Origin of the sequence: Corallococcus sp. AB018 (genome assembly GCF_003986945.1) — a bacterium.
GTDB lineage: Bacteria > Myxococcota > Myxococcia > Myxococcales > Myxococcaceae > Corallococcus > Corallococcus exiguus.
In genome coordinates this window covers 1-22015 of record NZ_RAWR01000040.1, presented here as the reverse complement: position 1 = coordinate 22015, position 22015 = coordinate 1, and the positions used below count along the sequence as shown (strand labels likewise).

Sequence of the window (22015 nt, the reverse complement as noted above, 5' to 3'; positions counted from 1 at the left end):
CCTTGTCCCGGCGCGTGCTTCCAGAAGACGGAAGCCTCGCGCATTGACCCTCTCCGACGGAACCCGGCATGCCCAGCAAGACTCCTCTTTTCCAGAGCGGCATTCCCAGCTTCGACGTCATCCTGGGTGGGGGCATCCCCGCTCGCCAGTCCTTCATCGTCACCGGCACGCCCGGTTCGGGGAAGACGGTGCTGTGCAGCCAGGTGGCCTTCGCGGCCGCGGCGCGCGGCGTTCCCGTGGTGGTGGCCACCGTCACCTCGGAGCCCCACGACAAGCTGATGGAGGCCCTGTCCGGCTTCTCCTTCTTCAAGCCGGAGCTGCTGGGCGAGAGGTTCTTCATCATCAGCGCCTACTCGGCGCTCAAGCGGGGTGCGAAGGAGGCCCGGGAGCTGCTGCTGCAGACGGTGCGCGAGCGCGGCGCGGCGATGCTCTTCATCGACGGGCTGCGCTCCATCCGCGACCTGTGGCAGGACGAAGCGCGGCTGCGCGAGTTCCTCTATGAGCTGGGCATCGGCCTGGCCGCCAGCAACTGCATTGGCCTGTTCACCACGGAGTATCCGCTGGAGCGGCTGATGGCGCTGCCGGAGGCCACCACGGTGGACGGCATCGTGTCGCTGTCCGTCCAGACGCACGGCGCGCTCCGGGTGCGCCGGGTGGAGGTGGTGAAGCTGCGCGGCCGGCCCCACCTCACGGGTGAGCACACCATGGCCATCCACGAGGAGGGCGTGGAGTTCATCCCGCGCCTGGAGGCCACCCCGGTGGACTTCCAGGACGCCCCCCCCACGCTGAAGCGCAAGGGCTTCGGGTTGCCGGAGCTGGATGGGTTGATGCACGGGGGGCTGCCGGAGCTCAGCACCACGATGCTCGCGGGTAGCATGGGCATTGGAAAGACGATCCTCGCCATGCACTTCGCCGCGGACGCCGCGCGCCATGGGGAGAAGGCGCTCTTCGTCTCCTTCTTCGACGCGCCGGCCATGCTCGCGGCGCGCGCCCGGCGCGTGGGGCTGGACGTGGCCCCCCTGCTGCGTGATTCACGGCTGGTCTTCCACTACGTGCCGCCCATGGAGGTCGAGGCGGACGTGCTCGTGCGGGACATCCTGCGCAAGGTGGACGCGCTCGGCGTCCAGCGGCTGGTGCTGGACGGACTCTCGGATCTGGAGCTGGCCATCCTCGACCCCGGGCGGCGGCGCATGTTCATGGCCTCGCTCGCGATGCGGCTGCGCATGCGGGGCATCACCTCCCTGTTCACCCGGGAGGTGCCGAAGATCGTCGGCACCGAGCTGGACTTCAACGACGCGCCAGTCGCCATCCTGGGAGAGAACCTGCTGCTGCTGCGCTACGTGGAGCTGCACGGTCAGATGCACCGGATCCTGTCCGTGCTCAAGATGAGGGACAGTGAATACGTCACCGACCTGCGCGAGTTCCTCATCAAGGACACCGGCGTGAAGGTGCTCGCGCCCATGCGCTCCGCCGTGGGACTGCTGACGGGTCAGGCCCGCCCGCTGGGGACCTCCATTGGAGGGCTGGGTGAATGAGCCTGGTCCTCATCGCGGAGGATGAAGAGGCGCTCCTGGAGGTCTTCTCCGAGGTGGTGGAGGACCTGGGCCACCGCGTGATTCGCGCGCACAACGGCGAGGAGGCGCTGCTGCTGGCGCGCACGGAGACGCCGGACCTGGTGGTCAGCGACCACATGATGCCCCGGCGCACCGGCATGCAGCTCTTGCACGCCATGCGCTCCGAGCCCACCCTGTCGGACGTGCCCTTCCTGCTCCTGAGCGCGGCGCGCCCGCTGGGGCGCGAAGCCGCCCAGACCTTCCTCGCGAAGCCGGTGGACCTGACCACCTTCGAGCAGGCCGTGAGCAACGCGCTCCAGTACCGCGAGGAGACCCGCACGGACGCCGCCCCGGCCGCGCGCGAGCCGGTCAGCTCGGTGAGCCTGGCCCGCGAGGAGATGCTCAACTGGGTGGCGCACGAGCTGAAGACGCCGCTCAGCTCCGCGCGGCTCAACACGCAGCTGCTGCTGCGCAAGGTGCTGAAGCGCGGCATCGACGACGAGCGCCGCTCCGCGGAGGCCGTCCTGCGCCAGTTGGACCGGATGAACGGGCTGGTGACGTCCATCCTGGACGCCTCCCGGCTGGCGGACGGGAAGCTGGAGCTGAAGCTGGCACCCACGGACCTGACGCTCTTCCTCCAGGAGCTCGTCCAGGAGTGGCGCGAGCTGCAACCGGAGATGGACTTCTCCCTGCACGCCCTGGATCCGGTGGAGCCGCTGATGCTGGACGCGGAGCGGCTGCGCCAGGTGCTCAACAACCTGGTGTCCAACGCGGTGAAGTACAGCGGCACGTCGCGCCACGTCGAGCTGGGCGTGACGCTCAACCCGGGCCTCGTCCTCATCCACGTGCGCGACTGGGGCGTGGGCATCCCGGCAGGCGCCCTGCCCCACGTCTTCGACCGCTTCCAGCGCGCGGACGAGGACCGCGGGCGCGGCCACGGCCTGGGCCTCTTCATCGCCGCGGCCCTCGCGAAGCTGCACGGCGGCTCGCTCTCCGTCCGCTCCACCCTGGGTGAGGGCTCCACCTTCATCTTGCGCCTGCCCCGGCGGAACTGAAGCAGGACTGCACGTTTCCGCCGGAACTCCATTCAAACCGACCAGATTGGAAGTCCGCGAACACCCGGTGCTCTCGGTGAATTAGAAAGCGAGTGTGTCCACGCCTCCTCCGTCCCGCCTGTCCTCGCTGCGCGCGTTGAAGCACCGTGACTTCGCCTTCCTGTGGGGCGGCGCGGCGCTGTCCAACATCGGCACGTGGATGGAGGTGCTGGCGCTGGGCGTGTACGTGACGAAGGTCACGGGCCGGGCGGAGTGGACGGGCGGAGTGGCGGCGCTGACGTGGCTGCCGTCCATCCTCTTGTCGCCGCTGGGAGGCGCGCTGGGGGACCGGTTCGACCGGCGCCGCGCGGTGGGGATTGGGGCGCTGGTGCAGATGGTGCTCGCGGGGACGCTGGCGGCGCTGGCCTTCACCGGCGGGCTGACGGTGCGCTGGGTGGCGGTCATCTCGTTCCTCAACGGCTGCGCGGTGACGCTGTTCATGCCCGCGTTCTCCGCGCTCATCGCCGTCTCGGTGCCAAAGGAGGACCTGCACAGCGCGCTGAGCCTCAACTCGGCCCAGGCCAACCTGGGGCGCATCTGCGGCCCGGCGCTGGCGGCGCTGCTCATCGCGCACACGGACATCGGCTGGGTGCTGCTGCTCAACACGTTCTCCTTCGGCGCGGTGATGCTGTCGCTGCTGGGCGTGCGAGGGGCTCCGACCGCCGTGAAGCCTGCTTCGACCGAAGGGCTGTGGGCGGGCATCGCGCGAGGCTTCCAGGTGGCGCGGGCGGACGAGGCGCTGCTCATGGCCATGGGCGGGACGCTGGCCATCGCCGTGTGCATCGCCCCGTTCACGGCGCTGGCACCCGTCATGGCCATCCGGGTGTTCGGCCAGGACGCGGGCGCCACGTCGATGCTGGTGACGGCGCAGGGCGCGGGGGCGTTCCTGGCGGCGCTGAGCGCGGGCACGCTGGCGGACTGGATGGGACGGGGGCGGCTTCTGGAGGTGAGCCTGCTGCTCATCGGTCCGGCGGCGGCGGCGTACTGGCTGTCCCCGTCGCTGGGCATGGCGACGGTGGCGGTGCTGGCGCTGGGGGCGCTGTACATGCTGACGCTCACGGGGCTGGCCACGCTGTGCCAGGCGCGCGTGTCCGGCGAGTTGCAGGCGCGCATCGCCAGCCTCAACTCCATGCTGCTCTTCGTCGGCTTCACGGTGGGCGTGTGGTCGCAGGGCGCGCTCGCGGACCGGCTGGGCGTCCGGCCCGTCATGGGGGGCGCGGCGTTCGGGTTCCTCCTCTTCACCGTCCTCATGCGCACGCTGCGCTCGCGCGGCTTCGCTGCCTACGAGACCTGACAGGGCCTTCACCATGACGACCTCCTCGCCGGTTGCCCCGGGCAAGAAGCGTGTCCCGCTGCCCCTCGTCCCCAGGACGGAGGCCTTGCCGCTGTCCTTCATGCAGCAGCGCCTGTGGTTCCTGGCGCAGATGGAGGGCACGAGCGCCACGTACAACGTCTACTTCTTCGTGCGGCTGACGGGCGCGCTGGACGCGGGCGCGCTGGAGAGGGCCCTCCAGGGTGTCGTGGACCGGCACGAAGCGCTGCGCACCACCTTCGCCGCCGTGGACGGCGAGCCGGTGCAGCGCATCGCCCCCGCGCTGACGCTGACGCTCCGCCGGGAGGACCTGTCCGCGCGAGGACCGGACGGGACCGCGAGGGAGCGGGCGCTGCGCGAGCACGCGGAAGCCGAGGCGCGCACGCCGTTCGACCTGGCGCGCGGGCCGTTGGTGCGGGCCACGCTGGTGCGGCTGTCGCCTGAGGAGCACGCGCTGCTCTTCGTCACGCACCACATCGTCTGCGACGCGGTGTCGCTGGGGTGGATGGCGAACGAACTGAGCGTGCTCTATGCCGCCGCCACCCGGAACGAACCGCCCCGGCTGCCGGAGCTGCCGGCGCAGTACGCGGACTTCGCGCACTGGCAGCGCCAGACGCTCACCGGTGACTTCCTGGAGGCCGAGCGCGCGTGGTGGAAGGAGCGGCTTTCGGGCGCGCCTCCCGCGCTGGAGCTGCCCACGGACCGGCCGCGGCCTCCGCGTCAGACGTCCCGGGGCGCGGTGTACCGCCTGCCCATGCCGCAGGCCCTGGCCACGGGCATCCGCGAGCTGAGCCGCAAGGCGGCCGTCACGCCGTACATGACGCTGCTGGCGGCGTTCCAGGTGCTGCTGTCGCGCTACAGCGGCCAGGAGGACCTGGTGGTGGGAACGCCCGTGGCGGGGCGCGGGCGGCGGGAGGTGGAGCGGCTCATCGGCTTCTTCGCCAACACGCTGGCGCTGCGACTGGACACGTCCGGCGACCCGACGTTCCTCGCGCTGCTCGGCCGCGTGCGCGAGGTGTGCCTGGGCGCATACGCGCATCCGGACATGCCCTTCGAGCAGTTGGTGGACCTGCTCGTGCCGCAGCGCGACCCCAGCCGCTCACCGCTGTTCCAGGCGATGTTCGTGCACGTGAACTCGCCGTGGGCCGCGCTCAAGTGGCCCGGCCTCACCGTGACGGAGCTGGACTTCGAGCCCGGCGTCGCGCGCTTCGACATCACCCTCTTCCTCTACGACGACCCCAGCGGCCTGGAGGCGCGCTGGGAATACAACGCGGACCTCTTCGACGAGGCGACGGTGGCGCGCATGGCCGCGCACTACGCGCGCCTGCTGGAGGGCGCCGTCGCGAAGCCGGAGTCCCCCGTGTCCCTGCTGCCGCTCCTGACCGCGCGCGAGCGGGAACGCGCGGTGCGGGATTGGAACGACACCGGCGCGGATGTGCCGCTGCATCCCGGAGTGCACGCCCTCTTCGAGGCCAGCGTGCGCCGCGCTCCGGACGCCATCGCGGTGCGCTTCGGAGAGGCGAGCTTCACGTACGCGGAGCTGGACCGGCGGGCCAACCGCGTCGCCCATGCGCTGCGCCAGCACGGCGTGACGCCGGACACGGCGGTGGGGCTGTGCGTGGACCGCTCGCTGGAGCTGGCGGTGGGCGTGCTGGGCATCCTCAAGTCGGGCGCGGCCTACTGCCCGTTGGATCCGGCCTATCCGCCGGAGCGGCTGGCGCTGATGCTGGAGACGTCGCGCGCGAAGGTGCTCGTCACGCGGCGCTCCCTGGCGTCGGGGCTGCCGGAGGGCGGCGCGGAGCGGCTGTTCCTGGAGGACGAACTCTCCACGCCGGACACCGCGCCCACGCCCGCGGGCGGACCAGACACGCTGGCCTACGTCATCTTCACGTCGGGCTCCACGGGCGTGCCCAAGGGCGTGGCGATGCCGCACCGCCCGCTCTTCAACCTCATCCAGTGGCAGGTGCGCCGCTCCACCGCGCCCCGGGGCCGCACGCTCCAGTTCTCCGCCCTGAGCTTCGACGTGTGCTTCCAGGAGATGCTGCCCACGTTCGCCGCGGGCGGGGAGCTGGTCCTCGTCTCGGAGGACACGCGGCGCGACGGACGGGCCCTGCTCACGTTGATGCGCGACCAGGGCGTGGAGCGCATCTTCCTGCCCTTCGTCGCCTTGCAGCACCTGGCGGAGGTGGCGGACTCGGATGGCCTGCTGCCCACGTCGCTCAAGGAGATCAACACCGCGGGCGAACAGCTCCGGATGACGCCCGCGCTGCGGCGGCTGCTCCACGCGCTGGACGGGTGCGTGCTGGACAACCACTACGGCCCCACGGAGACGCACGCGGCCACGGCCCACGTGCTGAAGGGCAACCCGGACGCGTGGCCGGACCTGCCGCCCATTGGCCGTACCATCACCAACGCGCGCACGTACCTGCTGGATGCCCGGTGGGAGCCGGTGCCCGTGGGCGTTGCCGGCGAGCTGTACATCGGCGGTGCGGGGCTGGCGCGCGGATACCTGCATCGGCCGGACCTCACGGCGGAGCGCTTCCTGCCGGATCCGCTGAGCCCGCATCCGGGCGCGCGGATGTACCGCGCGGGTGACTTCGCGCGGTACCTGCCGGACGGCACGCTGGAGTTCCTGGGCCGGCGTGACGCCCAGGTGAAGATCCGCGGCTATCGCATCGAGCTGCCGGAGGTGGAGGCGGCGGTGGCGAAGCTGCCGGGCGTGAAGGACGTCGCGGTCATCGCGCGGGAGGACGCGGCACGGGGCAAGCACCTGGTGGCCTACGTGGTGACGCAGCCCGGAGCGGACGTGGACGCGGGCGGGCTCAAGGCGGTGCTCCGCGACCGGCTGCCGGAGTACATGGTGCCCGCGGCCTTCGTGTTGCTGGACGCGTTCCCCCTCACTCCCAGCGGCAAGCTGGACCGGCGCGCCCTGCCCGCTCCGGCCGACGACGCGGACTCGGCCCAGGCCTTCGTGGCCCCGCGCACGCCCCTGGAGACGGAGGTCGCGGGAGTCTTCGCCGCGCTCCTGCGCCTGCCGCGCGTGGGCGCGCACGACCACTTCTTCGAACGGGGCGGCCACTCCCTCCTGGCGACCCAGGTCACCGCGCGGCTGCGCGACCGGCTCCAGGTGGAGCTGCCGGTGCGGGTCCTGTTCGAAAACCCCACCGTGGAGGAGCTGGCCGCCCACCTGGCCTCGCTGAGGCCGACGGAGGACGGGGAAGCGCCGCTGCTCGTGCCGAGCCCGCGCGACGAAGTCCCGCCGCTGTCCTCGGCCCAGGCGCGCCTGTGGTTCCTCACCCGGATGGATCCGGACGGCTTCTCGTACAACCTGCCCTGGTTCACGCGTTGGAGCGGGCCGCTGGATGACGGCGCGCTGGAGCAGTGCCTCCAGGCGCTCGTGCGGCGTCACGAGGCGCTGCGCACCACCTTCGTGGAGCACCAGGGCCAGCCGGTGCAGCGCATCGCCCCGGCGCTGCACATGCCGCTGCGGCGCGAGCGCGTGTCCTCGGAGGCGGAGCTGTCACGGCGCGCGGAGGCGGAGGTGCGCCTTCCCTTCGACCTGGCCCGGGGACCGCTCGTGCGCGCGACGCTGGTGCACGTGCGGGACGGGGAGCACGCCCTGCTCGTCACCTTCCACCACATCATCTGCGACGGCTGGTCGCTGGGCGTGTTGGAGCGCGAGCTGACGGCGCTCTACCGCGAGGCCACCGGCGGCGGCGCGGCGAAGCTTCCGCCCCTGTCCCTCCAGCCCGCGGACTTCGCGCGCTGGCAGCGGCAGTCGTGGGCGAGCGCGGGGGTGGAGGCGCGGCTCGGGTGGTGGAAGGCCCGGCTCCAGGACGCACCGGCCTTCCTCGACCTGCCCACGGACCGGCCGCGCCCGGCGGTGCAGACCTTCGAGGGCGCGCACCTGTCCCAGAAGGCGTCGCCCGCGCTGTCGCGGGCCCTGGAGGCGCTGGCGCAGCAGGAGGGCGCCACCTCCTTCATGCTGCTGCTGGCGGGCTTCCACGCCCTGCTTGCCCGCTACAGCGGCCAGCATGACGTCGTCATCGGCGCACCTCTCGCAGGCCGCGAGCGCCAGGAGTTGGAGGGGCTGGTCGGCTTCTTCATCAACACGGTGCCGCTGCGTATCACCGCGCCCCAGGACGCGAGCTTCCGCGACCTGGTGGGCCGCGTCCGCGACCTCACGCTGGAGGCCTTCGCCCACCAGGACATGCCCTTCGAGCAGCTGGTGCGCTCGCTCCAGTCCGAACGCGACCCCAGCCGCGCGCCGCTGTTCCAGGTGATGTTCGTACTCCAGAACGCCGGAGGCCCCGCGGCGTGCGCCCTCCCGGATGTGTCCGTGGCGCCGATGGATGTCGAGACGGGGATGGCGAAGTTCGACCTCACCCTCTTCGCCCAGCCGTCCGCCGAGGGCCTGGACTTCGTCTGGGAGTACAACACCGCCCTCTTCGAGGAAGCGACCGTCGCGCGCATGGCGGAGCACTACACGCGCCTGCTCGCGGCCGCCGTCGCCCGGATGGAAGAACCCGTGGCACGGCTCCCGCTGCTCACCGACGAGGAGCGCCAGCGGCTGCTGTTCACCTGGAACGACACCCACGCTGACCCTCCGCGCGAGGCTTCGATCACCTCGCTCTTCGAGGAGCAGGCCCGGGAGAGGCCCCAGGCCATCGCGGTGGAGTTCGAGGGCCGCCAGCTGACGTACGCGGAATTGGACGCGCGCGCGAACCAGCTCGCGCACCACCTGCGCGCGCTGGGCGTGGACGTGGGCACGCCGGTGGGCCTGTGCACAGGTCGCTCGCTGGAGATGGTCGTGGCCACGCTGGCCATCCTCAAGGCGGGCGGCGCCTACGTCCCGTTGGATCCGGCCTATCCCACCGAGCGCCTGCTCTTCATGGCCCGGGACACGCGCCTGCCGGTGCTGCTGGCCCAGCCCGGCCAGGAGGCGAAGCTCGCGGCGCTGGAGGCGCGCGTGGTGCCGCTGGAGCCGTCGTGGGACGCCTTCGCGAACGAGTCCACCCGAGCGCCGCGCATCACCGTCCCCGCGAACGCGCTGGCGTACGTCATGTACACGTCCGGCAGCACTGGCCGGCCCAAGGGCGTGTGCATCCCGCACCGGGGCGTGGTGCGGCTGGTGAAGGGGACGACGTACGCGCGCTTCGGCCCGGACGAGGTCCTCCTCCAACTGGCGCCCATCTCATTCGACGCGTCGACGCTGGAGCTGTGGGGCGCGCTCCTGCATGGCGCGAAGCTGGTGGTCGCCCCCGCGCATCAGCCCTCGCTGGAGGAGCTGGCCGGGATGCTGGAGCAGCAGGGCATCACCACGCTGTTCATCACCACGGCCCTCTTCAACCAGATGGCGATGTTCCAGCCCCAGGCGCTCGCGCGCGTGCGGCAGGTGATGACGGGCGGCGAGGCCATGTCCCCGCTGGCCGCGCGACAGGTGCGCGAGGCCGGCCGGGACGTCATCAACGCCTATGGCCCCACGGAGAACACCACCTTCTCCACCGTTCATCCGCTGGAGGGCACGGTGGACGACGGGCGCCCCGTGCCCATCGGCCGGCCCATCACCCATACGCAGGCCTATGTGCTGGACGCGCTGGGCGCCCCGGTGCCGGTGGGCGTGGCGGGCGAGCTGTACCTGGGCGGCGATGGCCTCGCGTGGGGCTACATGCAACAGCCCGCGCAGACCGCGGAGCGCTTCGTGCCGCATCCGTTCAGCACGACGCCGGGCGCGCGGCTGTACCGCACGGGAGACCGGGTGCGGTGGCGGCCAGACGGCGTCCTCGACTTCCTGGGGCGCACTGACTCCCAGGTGAAGGTGCGCGGCTTCCGCATCGAGCCAGGAGAGATCGAGACCGCGCTCAAGGCCTCGCCGGGCGTGGAGGACGCGAGCGTCGTCGTGCGAGAGGACGCTCCCGGCGACAAGCGGCTCGTGGCCTACGTCACCGGCGCGCGCGTGGACGCGGGCGACCTGCGTGCCCACCTGGCCGCGCGGCTGCCGGCGCACATGGTGCCCTCCGCGTTCGTGAAGTTGGAGCGGATGCCGCTGACCCCGTCAGGGAAGGTGGACCGCAAGGCCCTGCCCGCGCCGGAAACGCGGACGGGCCCGGACGCCTACGTGGCGCCGCGCGAGGGTTGGGAGACGCTGGTGGCGGAGCTGTGGGCGCCGCTGCTGGGCGTGCCCCGCGTGGGAGCGCACGACCACTTCTTCGAGCTGGGCGGACACTCGCTGCTCGCCACGCGGGTGGTGTCGCGGCTGCGGGACGTGCTCCAGCGGGACGTGCCGCTGCGCCTGCTGCTGGAGTCCCCGACGGTGTCCCGGTTCGCGGAGCGGCTGGAGGCGCTCCAGAAGGGAGGCCACGGTCCGCCGGTGCCGCCCATCGTCGCGGGGTCGCGGGACAAACCGCGGCCCTTGTCCTTCGCGCAGCAGCGCCTGTGGTTCCTCGCGCGGTTGGATCCGCGGGGGAGCGCGTACAACGTGCCCTTCTTCTTCCACCTCGACGGCCCGCTGGACGTCCCAGCGCTGGAGGGCGCGCTGGATGCGCTCATCCAACGGCATGAGGCCTTGAGGACCACTTTCAGCGACGGCGAGGGCCATCCGGTCCAACACGTCGTGGAGCACCGGCCGTTCACGCTCGACATCGAGTCCCTGGATGGGGACGCGCTGCTGCGCTCTCGCGCGGAGGCGGAGGCGAAGAAGCCCTTCGACCTGGAGCGCGGCCCGCTGGTGCGCGCCACGCTGGTGCGTACGGCGCCAGAGCGGCACGCGCTGCTGCTGGTCATGCACCACATCGTGTGTGACTTCTGGTCCATCGACATCCTGGTGCGCGAGCTGAAGGCCCTCTACACGGCACGTCACCAGGGCGAACCGCTGACCCTGCCACCCCTGTCCGTGCAGTACCCGGACTTCGCCGCGTGGCAGCGTCAGGTGATGGCGGGCGAGACGCTGGAGGCCCAGCGCGCGTGGTGGAAGCAGCACCTGGAAGGCGCTCCGCCGACGCTGGAGCTGCCCACCGACCGGCCACGGCCGACCGTGCAGACCTACCAGGGCCTCCAGCTTTCGCGCCCCCTGCCCGCCTCGATTCCCGCCGCGGTGCAGGCCCTGGCACGCGACGCGGGCGTCACGCCCTTCATGTTGCTGCTCGCGGGATTCCACGCGCTGCTCGCTCGGCACAGCGGACAGGACGACCTCGTCATCGGCACGCCCATCGCGGGGCGCGGCCAGCGCGAGGTGGAGAACCTCATCGGCTTCTTCACCAACACCCTGGCCCTGCGCGTGGATGCCACTGGCGCGGAGAGCTTCCGCGCGCTCCTGGGCCGCGTGCGCGAGGCCTGCCTGGGCGCCTATGCCCACCAGGACATGCCGTTCGAACAGCTCGTGGACGCGCTGGTCCCCACGCGGGACCTGGGCCGCTCGCCGCTGTTCCAGGTCATGTTCGTCTTCCAGAACGGGGGCGCGCCCTGGGAGCTGCCCGGCGTCCACGTCAGCGCCCTGACCTTCGAGCCCGGCATGGCGAAGTTCGACCTCACCCTCTTCGTGCGGGAAGCGCCGGAGGGCGTGTCCATCCTCTGGGAGTACAACACCGCCCTCTTCGACGAGGCCACGGTGGCGCGGTTCGCGGATCACTACACGCGGCTGCTCGAAGGCGCGCTCGCGGCGCCGGACGCGCCCCTGGGCACGCTGCCCATGCTCGCGGACGCGGAGCGGAGACAGCTGGCGGCGTGGGCGCTCCAGCCGGCGGACTATCCCGCCATGCCGGGCATCCACGCGTTCTTCGAGGCCACTGCCTCGCGGACGCCTGAAGCCATCGCGGTGCGCTTCGGAGATGAGGCGCTCACCTACGGAGAGCTGGAGCGGCGCTCGAACCAGCTCGCGCACCACCTGCGCGGCCTGGGCGTGGGGGCGGACGTCCGCGTGGGCATCCACCTGCGGCGCTCGCTGGAGTTGCCCGTGGCGGTGCTGGGCACGCTCAAGGCGGGAGGGGCCTACGTCCCCCTGGATCCGGCCTATCCGCCGGAGCGGCTCACCGCGATGCTCCAGGCCTCGGGCGCGGCGGTGCTGCTCACCACGCACGAGCTGCGCGAGGTCCTGGGGGCCAGTGCGGCGCGAGTGCTGGAGCTCGACACGCGGACGGAAGCCCTGGCCCGGGAACCCGACACGCGGCCAGAATCCCGAGGCAACGCGCAGGCGCTCGCCTACGTCATCTTCACCTCCGGCTCCACCGGCACGCCCAAGGGCATCGCGATGCACCACGCGGCGCTGGTGAACCTGCTGCACTGGCAGCTGGGGGACTCGGTGGCGCCCGGGGCGCGCACGCTCCAGTTCTCCGCGCTGAGCTTCGACGTGTCCTTTCAGGAACTGTTCGCGACCTGGGCCGCGGGCGGTGAGCTGGTGCTGCTCACCGACGAGGTCCGCCGCGATGCCAGCCAGCTGCTGGCCCTGCTGGAGGGCGCGGGCATCGAGCGGTTCTTCATGCCCTTCGTCGCGCTCCAGAACCTGGCGGAGGTGGCCGAGCGTGAGGGCACCTTCCCCACGCGCGTCCGGGAGATCATGGTCGCGGGCGAGCAGCTGCGCATGACTCCGGCGATCCGCCGCTTCATGAAGCGCACGGGCGCGGTGCTGCACAACCACTACGGCCCGTCCGAAGCCCACGCGGTGACGTCACTGTCGATGAAGGGAGATCCGGACACCTGGCCGGCGCTGCCCTCCATCGGCCGGCCCCTGATCAACGTGCCCGTGCACGTGCTGGACGCGAACCTCCAGCCGGTGCCCCGCGGCGTCACGGGCGAGCTGTATGTGGGCGGCGTGCAGGTCTGCCGCGGATACCTGAACCAGCCCGGCCTCACCGCCGACCGCTTCATCCCGGATCCGCTCGGCGCCACGCCCGGAGGCAGGCTGTACCGCACGGGCGACTGGGCACGGCATCTTCCGGACGGCACGCTGGAGTACCTGGGCCGGCGCGACGCGCAGCTCAAGGTGCGCGGCTTCCGCATCGAGCTGGGAGAGATTGAAGCAGCGCTGGCGCAGCACCCGTCGGTGCGCGACTGCGTCGTCGACGCGAGGGATGACGGAAGCGGCCAGAAGCAGCTGGTGGGCTGGGTGGTGGACGCCGGAGGGAAGTCGCTGGACGCCGGAGCACTGCGGAGCTTCCTGCGGCAGCGGCTGCCGGAATACATGGTGCCCGCGCGCTGGGTCGCGATGGAGCGGTTCCCGCTGACGCCCTCGGGCAAGGTGAACCGCAAGGCGCTGCCCGCGCCGGAGGCAGGCCGCGAGCCCACGCGAACCCTGGTGGGCCCCCGCACGCCCCTGGAGCTCCAGCTCGTGCGCATCTGGGAGGAGGTGCTGGGCGTGCACCCCATCGGCGTGCGCGACAACTTCTTCGAACTGGGCGGTCACTCCCTGCTGACGTTGCGCGTGCAGTCGGCCATCCACGCCCGCCTGGGCCGGACGCTGCCGGTGGCGGCGCTCTTCCAGAACGCCACCGTGGAGCACCTCGCGGGCCTGCTCCGGGACGCGGCGCCCTGGACACCTCGGGTCGCGCTGCAGAAGGGCAAGAAGGGCGTGCGTCCCTTCTTCTGCGTTCATGCCGTGGGCGGCAGCGTCGTGCCCTACGCGGAGCTGGCGCGGGCGCTGGGACCGGAGCAGCCGTTCTACGGACTCCAGGCCCGGGGCCTGGATGGCGAGGGCCCTCCTTGCGACTCCATTCCGGAGATGGCGGCCCTGTACGTGCGCGCGGTGCGAGAGGTCCAACCGCACGGCCCCTACCTTCTGGGCGGCTGGTCCATGGGAGGCGCCGTCGCGTGGGAGATGGCCCACCAGCTGCGACGCGAGGGGGAGACGGTGGCGCTGCTCGCGCTGCTCGACTCGTCCGCGAGCCTGCACTTTGGCAACCCGGACGACCTGAACGCGAAGGCTCGGCTGAGCGCGCTGTTCCTGGAGGACCTGCTGCGCGCCTCGGGCCAGCCGCTGCCGCCGAATGAAGGGCTCTCACCTGGCCGGTGGATGGACGTGCTGGAAGAGGCCAGCCAGCCGCTCTTCGCCGCGGAGCAGTCGCTGCGCCAACTGCGCCACGCGTTCGAGGTCCACCTGAACGCGGGCTGGGTCTACGAACCGCCCCCGGCCAGCGGCCCCTTCACCCTCTTCGAAGCGGAAGCCTCCCGCTGGGACCACGGCTGGGCCGCCTACGCACCCGGCGGACTGGACGTGCACACGGTGCCCGGAGACCACTACTCCTTCCTCAAGCCTCCCCATCTCCAGGTGCTGGCCGCCAGGCTGCGCGACGCGCTCGCGAAGGCCCAGGAGCCCTGACAGCGCTCACGGCTCCGGGCGCGAGGCACTTCGGACATGGAATGACCACCCGATGGGATTGATGGGCACGGAAGCTTCCGCGCCCGGTGTCTCGCGGGTCAAGCGGATGAGGCGGGCGCTCGGGGCCCAGTCGCGCTCGGGGCCCCACGGCTCGAAGGTCCACCGTGGAAGGGCCAGCACCATCACGGCGACGCACAGGCCCGCGCCGAAGAGGGACCGGAACCTCGCCAGCGCCGCCACCCAGAGGACGACGCCCGCCGGGAGCGCGAACAGCATGTAGCGGTCCTCCACCACGCCCGGGTCCCGGAACGCGCCGAACGTGGGGTACTCGGCGGATCCGGAGCGCACGTACCAGGTGAGCGGGATCAACAGGAAGACGCACGCGCAGGCGGCCAGCAGCAACACGCGAGGACGCGCGGGCACCCGGCGAATGCCCAGGACGAGCACGGCGATGAACCCGCACGCCACCGCGATCCGCACCGCGAGCGGCCGGCGGAAGTAGGACAGCGTCCCTCCGTCGCCCAGCACCGGGTGCAGCACGTAGCGGACGTTGAACGTGTGCCAGAGGTGCTCGGCCATGCGGGAGAGCGGCCAGTGGGCGAAGTCCGAAGCAGGCATACCCGACTGACGGAAGAGCACCATGTTCACCCCCGCCGGCACGGTCAGCACCGCCACCGCCAACCCCTCCCAGAGCACCTCGCGCGCGGGCCGGCCGTCGCGCCACCGCATCACGCCACGCAAGAGGAAGACCGGCGCGAGCAACACGCTCTCGCCCGCGCTCGAGGCCCCCGCGAGCAACACCAGCCCGTCGGCCAATCCCAGCGGGCGGTCCAGGTCCTGGATCGCCACCAGCATGGCTCCATAGAAGAGGACGGAGTGGAGGTTGGCGAGGTTGCCCGTCACCTCCCAGGTTCCCGGCAGGAAGCAGAACGCCACGGCGGTGAGGAGCCGCACGCCGTCATGGGGCACCAACCAGCGGTAGCGCTCCCTCGCGATGAGCGCGAACACGGCCGCGTTGATGGCCAGGGTGACGAACGCCAGCCCGAGCGCGAACGCCTCGATGGGCAGGAGCGACAGGCCCCAGGCCACCAGCCGGGGAACGACGTGCAGATAACCCGCGTAGGGCTTGAACGTGGCGCCAAGGCCGTGCGCGAGCGCATCCGACAGGAACACCGCGCCATCTTCCGCCCACAGGTGCGCCTGGAGGATCCGCGCGTGCGAGCGCAGCACCAGCACCGCGAAGCACAACCCCAGCGCCGTCGCATACGAGGCGCGCAGGCGCTCCCATCCCAGGTCGATGGGACGACGGAGCAGGTGTACCCACCGGGAGAATGAGTCAGTCATCGCTGGCGCCCCTATACCATCCGCCCCGCTCCTGGACGGCCCCCCGGTGCACGACGGGGCCGGCACGGCGCCGGTCCCGCCTCGCGCGAAGGGCTACAGCGCTTCCAGGTTGAACTGCTGGCAGTCGTTGTTGGACCAGGTCCACTGCTGGAGCAGCGTACCGTCACCGCTGCCCTGCAGGCAGCCCGTCACGTCCAGCACCTTGCCGCTGTGGCGAGCCTCCAGCCGGACATAGCCATTGCCCAGGTCCACCGGCTTGAACTGCGGGTTGCTCCCGCCGCCGTAGGACCACTGCTGGAGCCCCGCGCCGTCCGCAGTGCTCACGTCCTTCACGTCCAGCGCCTTGCCGCTGTGGCGCGACACGAAGCGGTAGTAGCCGCTGTCCGTTGCCTCCATCGACCACTGCTGGCTGGTGCCCGTGTGGCAGGCCCACTGGTGGATGATGGCGCCGTCCGCCGTGCTGGGGCCGTTGATGTCCACGCACCGGCCGGAGGCCTTGTTCACCAGCCGGTACGCCCCCGTGCCGCCGCCCGTGCCCTGCGCCACGGAGTAGACGGCGTTGAGCAGCGACGTGCTCCCGGACGTGTCCTGGGACAGCTTCGAGTACTGCAGCGCATTCACATCCCCCGCCCACGTCGGCAGGTAGCCCACCACGCGCGTGGACAGCGCGGCCGCCTCCACCTTGCCTACCGGCTCCCCAACGACAGGAGCGTCCTCCGGGCCCGAGCAGCCTCCCAACGATGCGAGAAACACGGCGCCCAGCGCCCACGTCCGGAACGGCGTCGAGGTACGAGACACAGCAGACTCCTGCGAAGGGGTTGAACGGGCTTGACCAGTAAAACCCACTAAGCAGTTTTATCCGGAAGACTCAACGACTCATCCTCTCAGCAGCACCGGCCGCCACCTCCGCGGTAGCGGGCCTGGAGGCGGTCGTTGAAAAACTCCGCGTAGGTCATCACCGCTTTGTCCGGATGGTGACGGCGCATGTGGGCGACGTAGGTGCGGAGGCCTCCCGCTGGGACCACGGCTGGGCCGCCTACGCGCCCGGCGGACTGGACATGCACACGGTGCCCGGAGACCACTACTCCTTCCTCAAGCCTCCGCATCTCCAGGTGCTGGCCGCCAGGCTGCGCGACGCGCTCGCGAAGGCCCAGGAGTCCTGACCGCGGTCACGGCGCCGAGGCGCCTCGGATCCGCATCGCCCATCCCTTGGGATTGATGCGCACGCTCACCTCCGCCCCTGGCGTCTCGCGGACCTCTCGGATGCGTCGGGCGGTCTGGGCCCAGTCGCGCTCGGGCCCCCACGGCTCGAAGGTCCAGCGTGGATGGGCCAGCACCACCACGCAGACGCACAGGCCCCCGGCGAAGACGGTCCGGATCCGCCCCAGCGCCGCCACCCAGAGGGTGAGCCCCGCCGGGAGCGCGAACAGCATGTAGCGGGCATCCATCACGTCCGGATCGCGGAGCACGCCGAACGTGGGAAATTCAGCCGCGTCGGCGCGCACATACCAGGTGAGCGGGATCAACACGGAGACGCAGGCGCAGGCGGCCAGCAGCAACACGCGCGGACGCGCGGGCAACCGGCGAAGCCCCAGGACGAGCACGGCTGCGAACCCGGACACCACCGCCATCCGCACCGCGAACGGCCAGAAGAAATAGGCTATCGCCCCTCTGTCGCCCAGCACCGGGTGCAGCACATAGCGGTCGTTGAGCGTGATCCAGAGGTGCTCCGCCATGCGGGACAGCGGCCAGGTGGGGAAGTCCGCGGCGGGCAAGTCGGCCTGGCGGAGGAGCACCGCGTTCACCCCGGCCGGCACGGTCAGCACCACCGCCGCCAGTGCCTCCCCCACCACTTCGCGCAGGGGCCGGCCATCGCGCCACCGCATCACCCCGCGCAGCAGGAAGACCGGCGCCAGCAACACGCCTTCGCCCGCGCTCGTGGCCGCCGCGAGCAGCACCAGCCCGTCGGCGAATCCCAGCGGGCGGTCCAGGTCCTGGAGCGCCACCAGCATGGCTCCGTAGAAGAGGACGGAGTGGAGGTTGGCGAGGTTGCCCGTCACCTCCCAGGTGCCCGACAGGAAGCAGAACGCCACGGCGGTGAAGATCCGCACGCCATCATGGGGCACCAGCCAGCGGCAGCCGTCCCGCGCGATGAGCGCGAACAGTGCCGCGTTGAGGGCCAGGGTGACGAACGCCACCCCCAGCGCGAACGCTTCGAGGGGCAGGAGCGCCACACCCCACGCGAGCAGTCGCGGGACGACATGCAGATAGCCCGCATAGGGCATGAACGTGGCGCCCAGGCCGTGCTCGAGCGCATCCGCCAGGAACCTCCATCCGTCTTCCGCCCAGACGTGCGCCTGCGCGAGCCGGGCGTGCGAGCGCAACAGCAGCAACGCGAAGCACATCCCGAGCGCCGTCGCATACGGGGAGCGCAGGCGCTCCCACCCCAGGTGGATGGGACGACGGAGCAGGCGTCCCCACCGGGCGAATGAGTCAATCATCGAGGGCACCCCTATACCATCCGCTCCGATCCCCGTGCACGGCGGGGCCGGCGCGGCGCCGGTCCCGCCTCCCTCCAAGGGGCTACAGCGCTTCCAGCCGGAACTGCTGGCAGTCGTTGTTGGACCAGGTCCACTGCTGGATGAGCGTGCCGTCACCGCTGCCCTGCTGGCAGCCCGTCACGTCCAGCACCTTGCCGCTGTGGCGAGCCTCCAGCCGGTGGTAGCCGTTGCCCAGCGCCACCGGCTTGAACTGCTGGTTGCTCCCGCCGCCGTAGGACCACTGCTGGAGCCCCGCGCCGTCCGCCGTGCTCACCTCCTTCACGTCCAGCGCCTTGCCGCTGTGGCGCGACACGAAGCGGTAGTAGCCGCTGTCCGTCGCCTCCATGGACCACTGCTGGCTCGCGCCCGTGTGGCAGGCCCACTGGTGGATGATGGCGCCGTCCGCGGTGCTGGGACCGTTGATGTCCACGCACCGGCCAGAGGCCTTGTTCACCAGCCGGTACGCCCCCGTGCCGCCCGTGCCCTGCGCCACGGAGTAGATGGCGTTGAGCAGCGACGTGCTCCCGGACGTGTCCTGGGACAGCTCCCAGATCATCACGCCGCCGTTCTGCTTCCCCAGCTGCGTCTTCGCCTGGATGGTCGAGATGCCGTTGTAATAGACGTCCCCCACGTTGTCCTTGTAGGGCGCCTGCGAGTCGCGGGCGACGAGCTCCGAATAGCCCACGTAGCTCGACGGCGAGCGCCCGTAGAACGGCACGCCCAGCACCGCCTTCGACGCCGGCAGCCCGCGCCCCTTCCAGTAGTTCAGCGACTGGACCGCCAGGTCATACGTCGAATGCGGCTGCCCGCCGTCGTACGCCATGATGTTGAGGAAATCGACGTCGCTGAACACGGACGCCTGCACGCCGCCGCCCGTGTAGCCGTTGGCCACCACCGCCGCCGTGAGCAGCTTGCCCCGGCTGTGCATGGCCGTGCCCAGCTCGCGCATCAGCGCCGCGTAGTTGTTCCCCGACGTGCCGGGGTCCGGGTACTCCCAGTCGATGTCCACGCCGTCCAGCCCGGCCGCGTTGACGAAGTTCACCACCGTGTTCACGAACGCAGTGCGAGTGCTCGCGTTGGCCGCCATCTGCTCGAAGCCGCTGTCGTTGCCGTCGTTCCAGCCGCCTACGGCGATGAGCACCTTCACACCCTGCGCATGCGCCTGCGTCACCAGTGAGCGCAGCCGAGCGTCAGAGCTGCTCACCCCCGTGAGCCCACCGGACGCCGTGGGCAACGCGAACGCGTAGTTGATGTGAGACAGCTTCGAGTACTGCAGCGCATTCACATCCCCCGCCCACGTCGGCAGGTAGCCCACCACGCGCGTGGACAGCGCGGCCGCCTCCACCTTGCCTACCGGCTCCCCAACGACAGGAGCGTCCTCCGGGCCCGAGCAGCCTCCCAACGATGCGAGAAACACGGCGCCCAGCGCCCACGTCCGGAACGGCGTCGAGGTACGAGACACAGCAGACTCCTGCGAAGGGGTTGAACGGGCTTGACCCGTAAAACCCACTAAGCAGTTTCATCCGGAAGACTCAACGACTCATCCGCTCAGCAGCACCGGCCGCCACCTCCGCGGTAGCGGGCCTGGAGGCGGTCGTTGAAAAACTCCGCGTAGGTCATCACCGCTTTGTCCGGATGGTGACGGCGCATGTGGGCGACGTAGGTGTCGTAATCCGGCACGCCAATCATCGACCGCGCGGTGCGCACGGCCTGCCGCCAGCCGCGCTGGAGCGCCTGCGTGAGTGCGCGCCTCACGGCTTCACCGGGACAGCGGCGGCCACGTAGGGCGTCTCGTGCGACGTGGGCACCGGCGAGGCCCGGGCCCGGAGCGCCGCGCGCACGCCGAAGAGGATGGTCGCCACCACCACGCCCATGAAGAACACGGTGAGGCCTGCATCCAGGTAGTCATTGTGGATGATGGCCTCCATCTCCTCCACGGACTTCGCCGGGGCGATGAGGCGCCCTTCGGCCACCGCCTGGGAGAAGGCCCGCGCGTGGGCCACGAAGCTCACGCGCACGTCACCGCCGAACACCTTCTGGAAGCCGGCGGTGAGCGTGCACAGCACCAGCCACGCGGCGGGGATGCCGGGCACCCAGACGTAGCGCTCGCGCTTCATCTTCACCAGCGCCACGCAGCCCAGCGTGAGCGCCACCGCGGCGAGCATCTGGTTGGCGATGCCGAACAGCGGCCACAGCGTGTTGATGCCGCCCAGCGGATCCACCACGCCCTGGTAGAGGAAGTAGCCCCAGGCGGCCACGCACAGCGCGGTGGCCAGCAGGTTCGCGCCCCAGGACTCCGTGCGCTTGAGCGGCGCGTACACCAGGCCCGCCAGCTCTTGAATCATGAAGCGCCCCACGCGCGTGCCGGCGTCCACGGTGGTGAGGATGAAGAGGGCCTCGAAGAGGATGGCGTAGTGGTACCAGAAGGCCATCATCCCCTTCCCGGACACCAGCCCGTGGAGGATCTGCGCCATGCCCACCGCCAGCGTAGGCGCGCCACCCGCGCGGGAGAGGATGGTCGTCTCACCGATGTCGCGCGCCGTCTGCTCCAGCACCTCAGGGGTGACGACGAAGCCCCACTGGCTGAGCGTCGCCGCCGCCTGCGCCGCTTCGGTGCCAATCAGCGCCGCGGGCGAGTTCATGGCGAAGTAGACGCCCGGCTCCAGCACCGACGCGGCGATGAGCGCCATGATGGCCACGAAGGCCTCCATCAACATGGCGCCGTAACCCACGAGCTTCGCGTCGCCCTCCGTGGCGAGCATCTTTGGCGTGGTTCCGGACGCGATGAGCGAGTGCCACCCGGACACCGCGCCACACGCGATGGTGATGAAGAGGAACGGGAAAAGGCTGCCGGAGAACACCGGTCCGGAGCCGTCCACGAACCGCGTCACCGCCGGCATCTTCAAGTGCGGCGCCGCCAGCACGATGCCCACCGCCAGCAGCAGCACGGTGCCAATCTTGAGGAAGGTGGACAGGTAGTCGCGCGGCGCGAGCAACAGCCACACCGGCAGCACCGCCGCGCAGAACCCGTAGCCGATGAGCAGCCACGCCAGCGTGCGGCTGTCGAAGGTGAACCAGGGGCCCCAGGTGGCGGACTCGGAGACCTGGCCGCCCAGCCAGATGCTGAGCATCAGCAGCACGAAGCCGACGATGGACACCTCCAGCACCTTGCCGGGCCGCACGTAGCGCAGGTACAGGCCCATGGCCACCGCGATGGGGATGGTCATCGCCACGGTGAAGGTGCCCCACGGGCTGTGCGTCAGCGCCTTCACCACGACCAGCGCCAGCACCGCGAGGATGATCATCATGATCATCAGCACGCCCACCATGGCCGTCACGCCGGCCGCGGGCCCCAGCTCCATGCGCACCATGTCGCCCAGCGACTTGCCGTCGCGGCGCACGGACAGGAACAGCGTCACGAAGTCCTGCACCGCGCCGGCCACCACCACGCCCGCCAGGATCCAGAGCGTGCCGGGCAGGTAGCCCATCTGCGCCGCGAGCACCGGGCCCACCAGCGGACCCGCGCCCGCGATGGCCGCGAAGTGGTGGCCGAACACGACCCACCGGTCCGTGGGCACATAGTCCAGGCCGTCGTTGCGGCGCTCGGCGGGGGTGGCGCGCGAGGGGTCCACCTGGAGCGCTCTTTCGGCAATGAAACGGCCGTAGAAACGATATCCCAGCATGAAGACCGCGACCGAGGCGACCACCAGCCAGATGGCACTGATGGACTCTCCCCGGTGCAGCGCCACCACGCCCAGACAGAAGGCCCCGACCAACGCCAGGGCCACCCATCCCAACTTCCGAGCGACTCCACCCATGATGTCTCCCATCAGCGGGCAGGCCACCCCCACCCCGCGCGAGGC

The 22015-nt window shown here is 71.0% G+C and carries 11 protein-coding genes and 1 pseudogene; 5 read left to right on the top strand and 7 right to left on the bottom strand.

Going from position 1 to position 22015, the window contains the following annotated elements:
- The first annotated feature begins 68 nt into the window (after window positions 1–68).
- The 4 genes from D7Y11_RS11205 to D7Y11_RS11190 all read left to right on the top strand — a co-directional run bounded on the left by D7Y11_RS11205 (window position 69) and on the right by D7Y11_RS11190 (window position 14268).
- Complete coding sequence (locus D7Y11_RS11205) at window positions 69–1535, top strand: ATPase domain-containing protein (protein ID WP_126933671.1); 1467 nt, start codon at window positions 69–71, stop codon at window positions 1533–1535.
- The gene (locus D7Y11_RS11200) at window positions 1532–2608 is read left to right on the top strand and encodes a hybrid sensor histidine kinase/response regulator (RefSeq protein WP_126933670.1); all 1077 of its coding nucleotides are present in this window, start codon (window positions 1532–1534) and stop codon (window positions 2606–2608) included. The genes D7Y11_RS11205 and D7Y11_RS11200 overlap by 4 nt, the downstream gene beginning before the upstream one ends.
- Before the next feature lie 94 nt (window positions 2609–2702).
- Window positions 2703–3941 carry an MFS transporter gene (locus D7Y11_RS11195; RefSeq protein WP_126933669.1) on the top strand — a complete coding sequence of 413 codons (1239 nt, stop codon included), beginning with the start codon at window positions 2703–2705 and terminating at the stop codon, window positions 3939–3941.
- A gap of 13 nt (window positions 3942–3954) precedes the next feature.
- On the top strand, window positions 3955–14268 hold the full coding sequence (locus D7Y11_RS11190) for a non-ribosomal peptide synthetase (RefSeq protein ID WP_126933668.1): 10314 nt from the start codon (window positions 3955–3957) through the stop codon (window positions 14266–14268).
- A gap of 6 nt (window positions 14269–14274) precedes the next feature.
- Here the strand turns inward: D7Y11_RS11190 and D7Y11_RS11185 are convergent, their stop codons facing one another.
- The 3 genes and pseudogenes from D7Y11_RS11185 to D7Y11_RS43790 all read right to left on the bottom strand — a co-directional run.
- The gene (locus D7Y11_RS11185) at window positions 14275–15612 is read right to left on the bottom strand and encodes a hypothetical protein (protein ID WP_126933667.1); all 1338 of its coding nucleotides are present in this window, start codon (window positions 15610–15612) and stop codon (window positions 14275–14277) included.
- 93 nt (window positions 15613–15705) lie between these two features.
- Window positions 15706–16410: an RICIN domain-containing protein gene (locus D7Y11_RS11180; protein ID WP_126933666.1), complete on the bottom strand. Its 705-nt coding sequence runs from the start codon at window positions 16408–16410 to the stop codon at window positions 15706–15708.
- An 86-nt stretch (window positions 16411–16496) separates the two neighbouring features.
- A pseudogene (locus tag D7Y11_RS43790) lies at window positions 16497–16610 on the bottom strand (YbdD/YjiX family protein); the annotation flags it as partial.
- Here D7Y11_RS43790 and D7Y11_RS43785 point away from each other — a divergent pair.
- Window positions 16599–16775, top strand: a complete 177-nt coding sequence (locus D7Y11_RS43785) for a hypothetical protein (protein WP_199753715.1) — start codon at window positions 16599–16601, stop codon at window positions 16773–16775. The pseudogene D7Y11_RS43790 and the gene D7Y11_RS43785 sit on opposite strands and share 12 nt — an antisense overlap.
- Before the next feature lie 6 nt (window positions 16776–16781).
- Here D7Y11_RS43785 and D7Y11_RS43245 read toward each other — a convergent pair whose 3' ends face one another.
- The 4 genes from D7Y11_RS43245 to D7Y11_RS11155 form a co-directional block, all read right to left on the bottom strand.
- Window positions 16782–18113 (bottom strand): hypothetical protein, encoded by a 1332-nt coding sequence (locus tag D7Y11_RS43245; RefSeq protein WP_158641925.1) that lies wholly within the window; start codon window positions 18111–18113, stop codon window positions 16782–16784.
- Window positions 18114–18195: 82 nt separating this feature from the next.
- Complete coding sequence (locus D7Y11_RS11165) at window positions 18196–19614, bottom strand: RICIN domain-containing protein (protein WP_120577623.1); 1419 nt, start codon at window positions 19612–19614, stop codon at window positions 18196–18198.
- 86 nt (window positions 19615–19700) lie between these two features.
- Window positions 19701–19907 carry a YbdD/YjiX family protein gene (locus D7Y11_RS11160; RefSeq protein ID WP_120577622.1) on the bottom strand — a complete coding sequence of 69 codons (207 nt, stop codon included), beginning with the start codon at window positions 19905–19907 and terminating at the stop codon, window positions 19701–19703.
- On the bottom strand, window positions 19904–21970 hold the full coding sequence (locus D7Y11_RS11155) for a carbon starvation CstA family protein (protein ID WP_126933664.1): 2067 nt from the start codon (window positions 21968–21970) through the stop codon (window positions 19904–19906). The genes D7Y11_RS11160 and D7Y11_RS11155 overlap by 4 nt, the downstream gene beginning before the upstream one ends.
- Between the last annotated feature and the right edge of the window lie 45 nt (window positions 21971–22015).